The sequence below is a fragment of the Myxococcus sp. CA039A genome, assembly GCF_013336645.1.
Classification (GTDB): domain Bacteria; phylum Myxococcota; class Myxococcia; order Myxococcales; family Myxococcaceae; genus Myxococcus; species Myxococcus llanfairpwllgwyngyllgogerychwyrndrobwllllantysiliogogogochensis.
In genome coordinates this window covers 20,448-33,194 of sequence record NZ_JABUMQ010000030.1, presented here as the reverse complement: position 1 = coordinate 33,194, position 12,747 = coordinate 20,448, and the positions used below count along the sequence as shown (strand labels likewise).

The following is a 12,747-nucleotide window of genomic DNA, read 5'->3' as shown; positions in this document are numbered from 1 at the left end:
GGTTCTCCGTCACAGGCCCATGGAGCGGGCCACGAGCTCTCGCTGGAGCTCCGAGGTGCCGGAGAAAATCCGGCTCCCCAATGCGTCACGCACTTCCCGCTCCAACTCCGTCTCGGTGAGGTAGCCCAGCCCTCCGTGGAGCTGCACCGCCTCCAGGCTCGTCTGGACCCAGGACTCGCTGACGTGGAGCTTGACGAGGGAGGCCTCGAACATGGCCGAGCGGCCCTGCTGCTTGAGCCAGGCGAAGCGGTACAAGAGGCCCCGCGCCGTCTCCAGCCGCAGCTTCATCTCCACCAGCTTGCTGGAGATGGCCTGGAAGCCACCGATGGGCCTGCCGAACTGCTGGCGCTCACGGGCGCGGCGGATGCAACGCTCCAGCGTGCGCTCCATCGCCCCCAGCGCGGGCGCGAGGATGAGGCCGCGCTCGTACTCCATCATCTGCGAGAAGAGGGCAAGCCCGCCGCCCTCGTCACCCAGGCGGTTGCTCGCGGGGACCTCGCAGTCGTCGAGCCGCAGCTCGCCCATGCTCGCGGTGCGCAGGCCCATCTTCGGGACGGTGCGCTCCACGTGGAGCCCGGGCTGACCCTTCTCCACGAGGAAGGCCGTCAGGCCGTCGCGTCCCCGGGAGGCGTCCACGGTGGCGAAGACGAGCAGGAGGTCCGCCACGGGGCCGTTGGTGACGAAGACCTTGCGGCCCTGGATGACGTAGCCTTCGCCCTTGCGCGTCGCGGTGGTCTGGAGGGCGGCGACGTCGGAGCCCGCCTCGGGCTCCGTCATGGCGTGGCCCCCCAGCATCTCTCCGCGCGCGAGCGCCGGCAGGTAGCGCTCCTTCTGCGCCTCCGTGCCGAAGAGCAGGATGGGGAGCGCACAGGCCCACAGGTGGGCGCCCAGCGCGAAGAGCAGCCCGTTGTCGGCGCAGCCGTACCCGAGCCCCTCCAGCGCCTGGGCGGTGATGGGCACCGGGTGCTCCGCGCCGCCATACCGGCGCGGAATGGGAAAGCCCGCGGCACCGAAGCTGGCGAGCCGGTGCCACCCTTCGCGGTTGAAGGTGCCCTCGGCGTCGAGGGTGACGACGTCGAAGGCGAGGCGCTCGCGGCCGAAGGCGACCGCCGCGGCCTTCATCCGCCGCTCGTCGGGTGTCCACGCGAAGTCCATGACGGCTCAGCCTCCGCTTCCCGTGAGCGCGGGCACGGGGGCCCGTGGACGCGGAGACATGACCTGGGCGAGCAGCTCCGGGGGGACGGTGAAGTCGTCGAACCAGCGGCCTCCGAAGGGGCGCTGGATGGGGATGATCTGATCGCTGGAGTACGAGAGGACGCGGCGGTTGTAGGAGCGGATGACGTCGCGCAGGGACGAGGGCAGGGCGCCATCCAGGGTGATGGCGCGCTCCATGTCCGCGAGCAGCTCCTGGGTGTCGGAGATGGCGGTGAGGATGCTCTGGCTGATGGCGCGAGGGAGGACTCCCGCCTGGCCCTTGGCGCGAACGAGCGCGGCGACGGCGCTGTACGTCGTGTCCTGGAGCTGCTTGCGGGACAGCCAGCGCGTCTCGTAGTTGAGGCGCCGGTGCCAGAGCGGCTCCACCATGGCCTGGCGGTGCTCTTCCAGGGTGCGGTGGAAGATGCGGTAGCCGTGCTGCTCGGGCTCGACGAAGAAGCGCGAGCCCGGGTCGAGGAAGGGGACCATGGGGCACAAAAGCGGCAGGACGCGCTGGCCCTGGAACTTCTCCATCAGCCGGATGCTGTAGTCCACCGTGTCGAAGATGGACTGCGGCGTCTGCTGGGGCATGCCGATGAAGAACCAGATCATGACGCCGGCGATGCCCGCGTCGAGGGCGCGAGGAATCCACGCCTCCATCTGCTCCATGGTGTACGTGCCGCGCCCGGCGAGCTTGCTGATGACCGGGTCATGCGACTCGGGGGACAGCATGATGTACGACTGGCTCGACTCCCCCATCTTCTTCAGCGTCTCGTCCGGGGTGAGGTGGAACTGCTCGACGAAGAGCTGGCGGTAGCCGCTCTGCTTCACGGCGTCGAGGTACTCGTGGAAGCGCGGGCGCGTCTCCGAGTAGCACTGGAGCGCGTAGATGCCCGTGGTCGCCGCGGCGGGGCCCATGGACTTCAGCTCGTCGACGATGCGCGAGTGGTCCTTGGAGATGAGCGTCTTCTTGACGCCCATGATGTTGCGATAGGCGGACCGCGAGCCGCCGCACCAGGGGCAGTCATAGGCGCAGCCGGTGTTGGGCAGCGTCATGATGAGCTTGGTGGTCGCGACGTCGTCCACGGCGTCGCGGTAGTAGGACCAGTCGACCGTGGCGTCGTTGTAGTTCGTCGCGGGCTTGTGGCTGAAGCCGGTGCGTTCCACCTGCTGGGTGCGGCGCTTGTAGAGGAGGTTGGGGATGTCCACGAGGCGCCGCTCGCCGGACTTGATGGTCTCCACCAGGCGTCGGACGGGCTCCAGGGTGTCGTAGCCCTGCACGACGATGTCGATCTCCGGATACTGGATGAGCTGCTCCGCGTAGAACGTCGCGGAGATGCCGCCGCAGATGATGACCGCGTCGGGGTGGACGAGCTTGATGCGCTTGGCCAGCTCGATGGTGCCGTGGCACTGCGCCATCCAGTGCAGGTCCAACCCGAAGACCGGCGCCTCGAGCCGCCCGAGCAGCTGGTCCACGTCGAGCTCGGGGTGCTTGAGCATGAGCGCCGCGACGTTGACGATTTTCACCGACAGGTCGTGCTTGCGCAGGTGCTCCTGCATGGAGAAGAACCCGATGGGGTACATCTCGTAGATGGACGTGACGTTGACGCTGTCCGAGTCGCTGAGATAGGCGAACAGCAGGTCGTCGCGCTCACGAAAGTCATACACGCTGGGCGCGTGCAGGAGAAAGAGGTCTGCTCGTAGCGTACTGGACGACGTGCTCATGAGCAGCGTTCTCCGGGGGTGGAGCTGCGATGAAGCCTGTCTTTGAACGCCGCCGAGAATGGACGGGTGACCGGTGAAAGTCGTTCGTCCCCGGGTCTGGGACGTGCGCTTCTTTCAGGACAGTGAATTCCGGAATTCTCGCTGAATCTGAGAGCGAGGCAGCGCGCGTGAGTTGTGAGGAGAACGTGGCGTGTGCGGGGAGGGCAGGAGTGTCCGAGCGCTCACAGGTGGGATGCGGGGTCCATCGGGAGTGCGGGCCGGGGAGCGGTGGATGGCCGCGGCGCCGCCCGGACCTGTCCGACCTGCCGGGTCGACGTGCCTTGACGTGTCAGGCGCTGGCTTTGACACGTCAAAACATCTGGCTGACGCGTCAGCTTTCGGGAGGCAGTGATTGCGCGGGGATTCGTGTGGATGGGATGGATTTCGATAGGTCTCGATGTGAGCGATTGGTATAGGCCGTGTTCCCTCGAAAGGAGCCGCATGAATCGATACCTGCGTCGAGAGTTGCTCGTTCACTCTCATGTCCTTGCACGTGCCGTGGTGTCCGCCATGGCGCTCGCCCTCCTGGCTTCCTGTGCGACGAAGGGAGGCGGCGGCACTGGCGGTGCTGGCACCACCGTCTTCGTCGGGAAGATTGTCACCCTGGATGACCAGGGGACGGTCGCCGAGGCCGTCTCCGTGGATGGGCTCGGACGCATCTTGAAGGTGGGGACGGAAGAGGAGGTGACGGACGGGCTCGGCTCCGGAGTGGAGTGGGTCCGCCTGCAGCCGGAGCAGGTGCTGATGCCGGGGTTCATCGATCCGCACATGCACCTGTTGCCGACGCTGGCCCAGAACCTCCTGGGGACCCACAACCTGGCGCCGTGCCTGCCTCCGCCGTACAGGCTGGACACGCCGAAGGACTGCTCCACGCATGCGGATCTGCTGAGCGCGCTCCAGTCGATGCAGGTGAAGTCCGCTGGCGCGAACGCGGGCAAGGAGTTCGTCCTGGGCATGAACCTGGACCCGTCGCGGCAGCAGTTCGTTCGGGGCAAGTGCGGCGTGAGCGGCGAAGTGCCCTTCATGAATCAGCCGAAGCTCTACCTCGATGCGTGTGTGAGCAAGGACCGTCCGGTCCTCATCCTGGACCAGTCGGGGCACCTGGCGTACGTGAACGAGAAGGCCTTCGAGGTCGTCTGCAAGGGGGCACGGAAGTGCAAGCCCCCTGAGTCCGTCACGGCCAACGGTGGACGGTGGGTGGAGGACGACAATGGGAACTACACGGGGCTGCTCCAGGAGTCCGCGGCCTTCGCGCCCTTCATGGCGGCGATGGAGAAGGGCCTGCCGCTGGGGCTGGCGCACTCGAATCCGCGCCAGCTCGTCGAGGAGTACGAGAAGGACATCGCGCGAGGGATTCAGGACCTGCGCCGGGCCGGGCTGACGACCATCGCGGATGGAGGACTGGCGAGCGCGTCACAGGTCCAGGCCGTGAAGTTCCTCGCGGAGCAGAAGGACTTCCCGCTGCGTGTCACGGCCCTGGTGACTCACGACGCGGCGACGCAGGGGAACATCCAGGCGACGGGGCCTTCTTGCGACCCGAGCAAGGACTCACAGTGCAAGCTGCCGAAGTGGCTGGGCGCTGGGGGCATCAAGCTCTGGGTGGATGGCTCGACGCAGGGCTGCACGGCGCTGCTGGGGCCTCCCTATGTGTACCTGGCGGATGGGGGCCACTGCTCGGACGCGAAGGAGGGGGAGGCCGACTTCGCGAACGTGCAGGCCATCGTCGACGTCTTGAGCCCGCTCTGGGCGACGAAGTCCTGGCGGTTCCAGCTGCATGCGAATGGCAACCTGGCCAATCAGTGGGCCCTCGATGCGTTCGCGCAGCTCCAGCAGCAGCAGGTGAGCCCGCATCGGGTGCTGCTCATCCACAACACGGTGGGGCAGGAGCAGCTCTCCAAGAACATCGGCGATATGCGCAAGGGAGCCTACGTGGCTGCCGATGGGAAGCCGGTGCCGAGCCTGGACGTCCGCGTGACGCACCTCATCGGACATGTGGCGTATTGGGGTGCTGCGTTCAAGGGCATGCTGGGCGAGGAGGGGGCGCGCAACCTCGACCCGATGGCGTTTGATCGCCGGTATGGAATCCCGTTCTCGCTCCACAGTGACTCGATGGTGACGCCGGCTCGCCCGCTCTGGTTCGTGGAGCAGGCTGTCACTCGGCGCACGTGGGCCTATCCTGACTTCACGGAGACCTTCGTACTCGGGCCCGAGCATGCGGTGACGGTCGAAGAGGCTCTGCGCGCGGTGACCGTGGAGCCGGCCCGGCAGCATGAGATCGACCAGTGGGTGGGCAGCATCGAGCCGGGCAAGGTGGCGGACTTCGTCGTGCTGGGGGCCAATCCGCTGGACTACGACAAGGCCCGGGGCGGAGCCCCCACGCAGATCAGCCGGATTCCGGTGATTCAGACGTACCTGAATGGCAGGGCGACGGTGGGAGGGAACTGACCCTGCTTCCGTGGTGCTCCTCCCGGTTTGCAGGGAGGAGTGGCTGCACTGGGAATGATCTGCTTCACCTTGCTGGGGAATTTGGGTAGCAAGGGGTTCAGGGCGCCTGCACCGGGATGCAAAGCGGGGTGGGGCGAGGTAAGGTGCCGGAACTCCTGGCGCACGAGTGGCGGAACTGGCAGACGCAGCGGACTTAAAATCCGCTGGCCCGAAAGGGCCGTCCGGGTTCGATTCCCGGCTCGTGCACTTCTTTGCTCAGTCTTTACGGGTGGTTAGCAAGGGCACCTGCTTGTGTTGCACGTATGTCGCATGCCAGCGCAATCGGGCGGTCCAGCACGTTGACCGCATCTCTCCTGGCGTCGGGACTCAGGTGGGCGTAGCGCATCGTCATTTCGATGGTCGAATGCCCCATCAGCTCCTGAATCACTTTCAGCGGGACACCTCTCATTGCGAGGTGGCTGCCATAGGTATGGCGCAGGTCGTGCCAACCGATTTGGCCCACTGCTCGGGTGATGCCTGCTGCCCGAAGTGCACGGAGAAGCGGTGCCGACATCTTGCCTTTGGTGAGTGGTTGTCCGTCCTCCTGGCAGAAGACGAATCGACCACGAAGGTGCCTGTGGGCCTTGAGACAATCCACGACGGACACAGGCAGCTCTACCGACCGCTCGCGACCGCCCTTCGGCAAGCCCTCCACCCCTCGCCAGATGCTTCGGCGGACGTGGAGCGTGCTGCGCGGCAAGTCCAGGTCGTTCCACTGGAGCCCAATAAGTTCTCCCTGCCGAAGACCTGCCTTGATCGCGACGAACAGCACGGCGCGCCATTCCGGCGCAGCAACGGCGAGAAGACGTTCGGCTTCCTCAAACGACAGGAAGTCGAAAGGAGGCTTCGGTAGCTTCCTGAAGAGCTTCACGCGCGTCGCCTGCCGGATGGCTCCTTGCTCTTCCGCGAGTGCCAGCAGCGTTTGAAGCACGGCCAGAACATTGTTGATGGTCTTCAAGCTCAGGGGCTTGGGCGCTCTGTTCAGCCGCTTCTGGATAGCTCGCTTTGACGAGGACTCCTTCAGCTTGTGAGCCGCCGACTTCTTCTTGCGCATGAGCGCCTTGAAGTCCTCAGTCTCCGCTGAACCAATGCGCTCAAGAGCCATCTTCCCGAAGAATGGGAGGATATGGTCTCTAAGAATTTGTCGCTTGCTGTCGACGCTTGAGTGTTTGTTGTTGTTCTCACTGTAGGTGAGGAAGCGTGGCGTGAATTGCTCGAACGTGAGCGGGCTATCCTCCCCTGGCTTCTCCTTTCCGAAAGTCCCGTTGAGTAGGGCGTTGCGCAGGTCGCGTTCGTATGCCTCAGCACCCCGACGGGTCTGAACGGGCGAGAACTTCACGACTCGCTGTTTCTGTCCGTCCGCGTGCTGATACACGAAGTCCACTTGCCACGCCTCCTCTGACTTCCCTTCCTTCGTCGTCCACTTCCGCAATCTGACGCTCATCGTCTACTCCCAAGCGCAGAATCACGGCCCTTACCCGAGGGCCACGTTACCAGGGCATCCCGCCGAATACGGAGTGCTTTTCCGATGCGTACGACTCCTGGCACCTGACCGAGCCGGATGGCCTCGTAGAGCGTCTTCCGGTTTACGCGCAGCAAAGCGGCGGCCTCGTCCACGGTGAGAAACGTAGGTGTGTCCTCCGAGCTGTTGGAGATGGGCTCGGACATGGCTACCTCGGGTAGACGCGGCGGGGAGCGAGGCGACCGAGGGTGTGAAGCCCGATGCCGATGGCGTCCCAGATGTTGTGATGGAGGGTGGCGGCGCTGGGCAGCTCGACGCGCAGGTGCTCGGCGGCGTCGAGTCGCTGTTTGATGCGCTCGATGAACGCGTCCGCGTCGACGGTGCCCTTCCAGTCGCGCGGGTACACGCTGCGACGGCTGGCGACGTTCGGCAGGAAGCCGCCGAGCATGCCGACGACGCCGGCCAGTTGGATGAGGTCGTTCTGGTCGCCCTTCTGGTGCGCGGCGGCGTAGACGCGGGGCATCTCGATGATGAGCTGGAAGGGCTCGTCGCCCACGCGGGGACGGAGCCACTCGCGGACCGCGAAGGCCATGGACGCCCACGACGCCAGCGACAGCTCTCCGTCCTGACGCTCGGGATTCTTCGGCAACCCAGCGGCCAGGAGTGTCGCGCGTCCGTCCACCGGCACGTCGAACAGGGCGACACCGCAATGCCGAAGGCCAGGGTCGATGGAGGCGAACTTCGCGGCGCGATGCGCGGGGGGATTCTCGGAAGGAGGTGTTGTGCTCACTCCTTCTTGAATGGGGACACTTTCCGCGACTGGTTCACGCCGCCTTCTTCGCGTCTGGCTCCCACACCAGGAGACGCCCCGTGCTGTCCCTCACCGTGGCCGCGTCCTTTGAGAGCACGCGCGAGAGGGCTGGCTCGGCTTCGATGGCACCCGCGAGGTCTGGCGTCACCTCACGCATCGCCTGACGCATGAGTTCCGCCATGCGCTCGGCGGCACCGTGGAGCCGGTTGGGGCAGTCCGCGCGCAGCTCCGCCACCAACTCGTCATGCACCATGAGGACGAGGCGCGAGCCCCAGAGAGGAGAGCGACGGTCCGCGTACATCTCCCGAGACACGCGCCAGGTCGCCAGCTTTGCGCCCACGGCACCGAGTCCCTGGAAGGGCGTGTTGAGCCACTGCGTGTAGCTGCATCCTCCCCGGAGGATGTTGGCGCCCGGAATCATGACGTCCACGAGCTGGTCGTTGCGCGTGAGAGCGCTGGCGCGGCCGAAGAGGACGCGTTGCTCGGGCCACGCGTCGAGCCACCTGTCTCCGTAGCGGCGCGACACCTCGACGCACGCGGCGCAGACCATCTTCACCTTGCCCTGGACGCGCACGGGGACGCGCTCCATGCCGCACGTGTCCGACACTTTCGCCAGCAGACAGAACCGGACGCCGTCCTTGGCGCGTGCGTGGTACGCCATGCCGCCGGCTCCGAGGCCCCCGCCTTTGCCGAAGTTGAAGATTTTGGCGAGGGAGCGGAAGGATGTGGCCGTTGCCTCCTTGGCCTTCACGCGCGGCAGGAGTGCGTCGTAGCTCTCCCCCAGGAAGGTGGCCGCCGCCGAGGTGTGGACGTCTTCTTTGGCCAGCAGCGCATCCGCCATCCGCGAGTAGCCCACGTCCCAGATGGCACGCTGGGCCATGGTGCGCAGCTCCAGGCCGCCGTAGTCCACGGAGCAGAAGACGAAGCCAGGGCGGGCCTCGTGGCACTCGCGCACTCCCCCGCGCTGGGGAAGCTGCTGGTAGTCGCTGGAGACGCGCGTCGTGGACACCAGCACGTTGAAACGCGGGTTGAGGGGCGTGGTGGTGCCGGCCTCCAGCTTGCCCAGGTAGGTGGAGCGGTACTTGTCCACCTTGCCGGCCTTGCCCAGCTCCTCCAGCACCGTGTCGCCCGAGTCCAGAAGCGTGTCGCGGTCCGTGGCCACCTGTCCCTCGGGGAAGCGGGAGGATGGCGGGGTGACGGGAGGCGAGCCGTTGTAGGCGGTGGTGACAAACTGGGCGAGGCGCTTGGAGTCCTTGGTGCCGTTGGGGCGGAAGATGCCGGCGGCCTGGAAGTGCGCGCGGTTGGCCTTCCACTCTTGCTCGACGCGGCGGCGCAGCTGCTCGACGCGTCCGGCATGGGTGCGCAGTCCCCACACGGAGGCGAAGTGCAGAGCGAGGGCGGCGCGGACCTGGTCCTCTTCGGCGTGGAGGTTGCCACCGTTGGGGATGCTTGACGCGGCGCGCTCTTGGGAGAGGTGGATGTCCAGCGTGAAGCGCGCGTCGCGTAGAGGGTACTTCAAGGCGCCCTCGGGCCACTGTTCCAGCGGCACGCCATCCAGCTCCCCGTAACGAAGGCGCCATGCGTCGGGGGCGTGCTTGTCGGCGCCGATGTCGAGGCCGAGGTGTCGCCTCACCAGGAGGGCCAGCGGGTAGCGAGCGCCCTCGTCATCTCCGAGTGGGCGGCCCGTCTCAGGGTCCACGCCATGGAGTCCCCGGGCAATGTCCAAGAGGGCTTCGCGGATGGCCACGTCATGGAGTCGGCCCGCCTCGGCGGCGGCGAATACGTCGTCCACCAGTCGAGGGTCGTCCGCGCACATGATGCCCAGGTCGTACGGGAGATTGGCGCCCGTCAGTTCGACGTCAGAAGCGCGGAGGGCCTCACGGAACCACGCGCGGGCCTGAGCGACGGAAAGGAGCTGCTCGCTTCCAGCCGCGTCCAGGGCGATGGAGGCGCAGACGAGCGGAGGCGCCAGGAGACCGGGTTGAATCGGGTACGTCTCGGTGTCGAAGCTGAAGAGGACAGGCACAACACCGAAAGGCCCGTGACGTGGGCCAGCCGTGGCGCCCTAAGGGAGAGCGCCAGGAGTTCCAGAGGTGGAGAGGACGTCAGCCCAGAGCGTCAGCGAGCGGCGGGAGCTTCGCGGTGGCGCGATTGGACTCGATGTCGGCCAGCTCCGCGTCCGTGGGGCTCACGTTGCTCCAGCGGTAGCCCTCGATGACCTTGCCGGGCCTGCCGTCCTTCTCCGGGAGCGTCTTGGGGAAGACGTCGCAATCCACCAGGAGGAAGGCGCCGGCCTGCTTCGCTTCGGTGAACTTGGCGATGAAGTCCGGAGAGACTTCGTGCTCCTCGGCACCGGCCAGGGCCATGAGGAACGCCTTGAAGCGCCCGCCGCCGTTCTTCTTCGCGTCGGAGAGATTCTCCACGTAGCTGGTGACGAGGCCGGGCCGCGTGGGCTCGGTGTTGGGCTGGGTCCGCTCCGACGTCACCACCTTCACTTCAGCGATGGCGGACAGGCCCTTGAAGCCGTCCTTCGTGCGGATGGACTGCACCTCCAGGCGGTAGCGGCCTGCCTTGAGGTACTGCGCGCCGAGGGCGGCCTGGGCGGTGGCGATTCGTGCGAGTGCTGCGTTGCTCATGTCCCTTGTCCCCAGTCAGGTGGAGGGACGCCGAAAGGACGTCCTCACCCCCCTTTATGGGGACGCTTTCCGAAAGTGGCTCAGGATAAGGACGGGAGAGTCAGAATGGCAGCGAAGCTGGCGTATCGCATCGCAATTAGGGTCCTACTTTTTTGCCCGCTTTGTGTCCGGAGAATTTCTCGCTTCGAAATCCCCTCTCCCAGCGATTGCTTGATTAGCCAAGTCGCGGAGCTTCCGACGTCGCAGATACTCTGGAAGGTTTTGAGTCGTTTCGAATAGCTTCTCAGCTTCGGCTCGGAGTTCCGAGGGGATGTAGCCAAGCGCAGCCATCTCAACAGAAACAGGGAGAAGGTCGCGAATTCGTCGATGCTCGTCTGCTGATTTTGGTCTAACAGAAAGGTAACGCAGAAAGAAATCAGGGCCAATGCAGATAGGGACTCCTCGATGTTTGCGTCTTTCTGCGTCGACACGATAAGCGACGCCATCAAGAGTGAGCCACCACCATAGGTATCCATACTTGACATCGCTAGATTTGTCGCTCGCGCGGAGTTTTTCAACCAAGAGGTATGAGCGCGTGTCATGAAGCACTAGTCGAGCAAATGCTTGGTCGTCCATCCAGGGCTTCTGTTTTTTTTGTTCACTCCATTGGGCAAAGAGTGTCCCGACCTCCGGCTGGCTTGCTGCGTCGGTCATGTCTTGGTCGAGAGGTTTGTATTCTATCGACAGTTCGTGCTTTAGGAAGTCAATGAGATCCTGTTTCGGATTTCCTTGCCCCATGAAAGTGTCGATAAATTCGTCGAAGCTCGTAAATCTTGCCGGTTTGGTCGCGGCCAAAAACGATGAAACCAGAAGCGGTTGTGCGTATGCGGATTGAGCGACGGAGAGCGTGTTTGCCGGATTCGCGAATCTACGAGGAAATGCGTAGCGTAGGCGCTCAAGGTGCGTCTCAAGCTCATTGAGGACATCGTCCCCAATTAGGAGTTCAATTCCTGAGCGTGCGGTCAGCGTCAGGAGGTTAGTCATTCGCCGTTGCTCTTCAGGAAGTAGTTGTTCGGCCAAGCATGGGACTAGGATGTTTGTGTCAATCCATAGCTTCACGCCGTGGAATAGCTTCTCTAGGGCATTCTGTGTTTCGCCTGTCTCGCGCAGCGAAAAAAGTAGACAGTAAGCGTCAGCGGCTTCGTTTAGACGGTGGCTTATTGCTGGGGTCGGATTGCGGATGATTGAGTCTACGAGAGGAGGTATTAAGTCTAGAAACTTGTCGACGCCGAGCGAAGGGAGCGACAAGAGCACCGAGGGGGATTTCTCGGAAATGTGTTTGGCTGCTTGGGCAGCCGATTCTGGTCGTGAATAGTAGACGCCGGGCCGCCCGATAAATGTTAGCGCAGAGAGCCGGCCCTGGGTTGCGATAAGGTGATCCGTTACGGTCAGGGCGTCGCGGGCAATCTGTTGTGGGTCGAAGTCGTAGTCAAGCTCCAGGGTCTCCTTGAGTTCTTTGGCTCTCTCGGAGACTTCATGCTCGACTATGTTCTTCTGAACCAGCATCTGCTCGATGCGTGATTTAATTTCGGTGCGCTGAGTGTGTGATAGTGTGTATGCGCTATCTTTCATGTGGTGTTTGATGACGCCTCTTTCCGTGAGGCGCTTCAATGCGTTGTCGATCATTATGCGCACTCGCGCGTGGTCGGCTCTATGCATCAGCCGTATAAGGGAGTCGTAGAGTTTGGCACGAGGAATCGGGGCTTCTGGGGTTGAATCTCGGAGTGTATGGATAATTAGCGTATCGTAGCTGAATTTGGTGAGGGCTTTCGAGGGATCTTTGGTTTGGATCTCCAGTTGAAGATAGACAAGGGCTACGCGCTCTTCCTCAGAAGTTAGTTCAGTTGAGGAACTGGAGGGCACGCCCTTGCTGCGGAGGAGGGGGTCGACGAACTTTCTTGCCAAATCTTCCGAAGCTGCTGAACGGTCTGTGTTTGTGTTGCAGAATGTTGTGAAATAGCCTTGATCTCTGATGTCGAGTGTTATTTTCTTTTGTCTGAGCGTCTTCTTGAGATCATCGGTCCTTTTTTGAATCTCTTGATTGGTGCAGTAGATTAATTCTCGTACCGTGTGGCCATTTTCCTGTAATGTTTTGACTGTGCTGTTTATTTTCTTGATCCAATCTTGAGTTACTGAATGTTGGACGAAGACGTCGGGAAGTTCGGTGCTTTGATGAAGGAATGCATCGCGCCCGCCATCGTGAATGCCGCCTACAGGGCGCAGATCTGGAAAGTCGCTGGCTAGAAAGCGATTGGCAAACACTTCAAACTCGAAGCCCGCATCTGCGCCGAGTTCTTGAAGTGCCAAACGTAGTCGGTCCGGCTTAATCGTCATTCGAAACCCCCGTTGCTTCCGCA

The 12,747-nt window shown here is 63.6% G+C and carries 9 protein-coding genes and 1 tRNA gene; 2 read left to right on the top strand and 8 right to left on the bottom strand.

Annotation, left to right across the window (positions count from 1 at the left end):
* Positions 1–9 precede the first annotated feature (9 nt).
* Together HR086_RS07440 and HR086_RS07435 are read right to left on the bottom strand one after the other, a co-directional pair.
* Entirely contained in the window at positions 10–1,155 is a 1,146-nt protein-coding gene (locus tag HR086_RS07440; RefSeq protein ID WP_174465230.1) for an acyl-CoA dehydrogenase family protein, read from the bottom strand.
* Positions 1,156–1,161: 6 nt separating this feature from the next.
* Complete coding sequence (locus HR086_RS07435) at positions 1,162–2,919, bottom strand: B12-binding domain-containing radical SAM protein (protein ID WP_141642384.1); 1,758 nt, start codon at positions 2,917–2,919, stop codon at positions 1,162–1,164.
* A 549-nt stretch (positions 2,920–3,468) separates the two neighbouring features.
* Here HR086_RS07435 and HR086_RS07430 point away from each other — a divergent pair.
* A complete protein-coding gene (locus HR086_RS07430) occupies positions 3,469–5,403 on the top strand; it encodes an amidohydrolase (protein ID WP_254626227.1) in 1,935 nt (644 codons plus the stop codon).
* Between the two features lie 160 nt (positions 5,404–5,563).
* Positions 5,564–5,649, top strand: a tRNA-Leu gene (locus HR086_RS07425).
* 16 nt (positions 5,650–5,665) lie between these two features.
* Here the strand turns inward: HR086_RS07425 and HR086_RS07420 are convergent.
* From HR086_RS07420 to HR086_RS07395, 6 genes are all read right to left on the bottom strand, one after another.
* A complete protein-coding gene (locus HR086_RS07420) occupies positions 5,666–6,886 on the bottom strand; it encodes a site-specific integrase (RefSeq protein ID WP_174465228.1) in 1,221 nt (406 codons plus the stop codon).
* Positions 6,883–7,110: a helix-turn-helix domain-containing protein gene (locus tag HR086_RS07415; RefSeq protein ID WP_174463043.1), complete on the bottom strand. Its 228-nt coding sequence runs from the start codon at positions 7,108–7,110 to the stop codon at positions 6,883–6,885. Before HR086_RS07415 ends, HR086_RS07420 begins: the two co-directional genes overlap by 4 nt.
* A gap of 2 nt (positions 7,111–7,112) precedes the next feature.
* Positions 7,113–7,694 carry a hypothetical protein gene (locus HR086_RS07410; RefSeq protein ID WP_174465227.1) on the bottom strand — a complete coding sequence of 194 codons (582 nt, stop codon included), beginning with the start codon at positions 7,692–7,694 and terminating at the stop codon, positions 7,113–7,115.
* A gap of 34 nt (positions 7,695–7,728) precedes the next feature.
* Positions 7,729–9,741, bottom strand: a complete 2,013-nt coding sequence (locus tag HR086_RS07405; protein WP_174465226.1) for a DNA polymerase — start codon at positions 9,739–9,741, stop codon at positions 7,729–7,731.
* Between the two features lie 79 nt (positions 9,742–9,820).
* Entirely contained in the window at positions 9,821–10,351 is a 531-nt protein-coding gene (locus HR086_RS07400) for a hypothetical protein (protein WP_174465225.1), read from the bottom strand.
* Positions 10,352–10,495: 144 nt separating this feature from the next.
* Complete coding sequence (locus HR086_RS07395; RefSeq protein WP_174465224.1) at positions 10,496–12,724, bottom strand: hypothetical protein; 2,229 nt, start codon at positions 12,722–12,724, stop codon at positions 10,496–10,498.
* Positions 12,725–12,747: the final 23 nt, after the last annotated feature.

What these genes read in the sequence shown, in the direction of transcription:
- HR086_RS07420 (WP_174465228.1), bottom strand. Translation starts at nt 6,886, where the DNA reads ATGAGCGTCAGATTGCGGAAGTGGACGACGAAGGAAGGGAAGTCAGAG.
- HR086_RS07395 (WP_174465224.1), bottom strand. Translation starts at nt 12,724, where the DNA reads ATGACGATTAAGCCGGACCGACTACGTTTGGCACTTCAAGAACTCGGC.
- HR086_RS07435 (WP_141642384.1), bottom strand. Translation starts at nt 2,919, where the DNA reads ATGAGCACGTCGTCCAGTACGCTACGAGCAGACCTCTTTCTCCTGCAC.
- HR086_RS07415 (WP_174463043.1), bottom strand. Translation starts at nt 7,110, where the DNA reads ATGTCCGAGCCCATCTCCAACAGCTCGGAGGACACACCTACGTTTCTC.
- HR086_RS07430 (WP_254626227.1), top strand. Translation starts at nt 3,469, where the DNA reads ATGGCGCTCGCCCTCCTGGCTTCCTGTGCGACGAAGGGAGGCGGCGGC.
- HR086_RS07400 (WP_174465225.1), bottom strand. Translation starts at nt 10,351, where the DNA reads ATGAGCAACGCAGCACTCGCACGAATCGCCACCGCCCAGGCCGCCCTC.
- HR086_RS07440 (WP_174465230.1), bottom strand. Translation starts at nt 1,155, where the DNA reads ATGGACTTCGCGTGGACACCCGACGAGCGGCGGATGAAGGCCGCGGCG.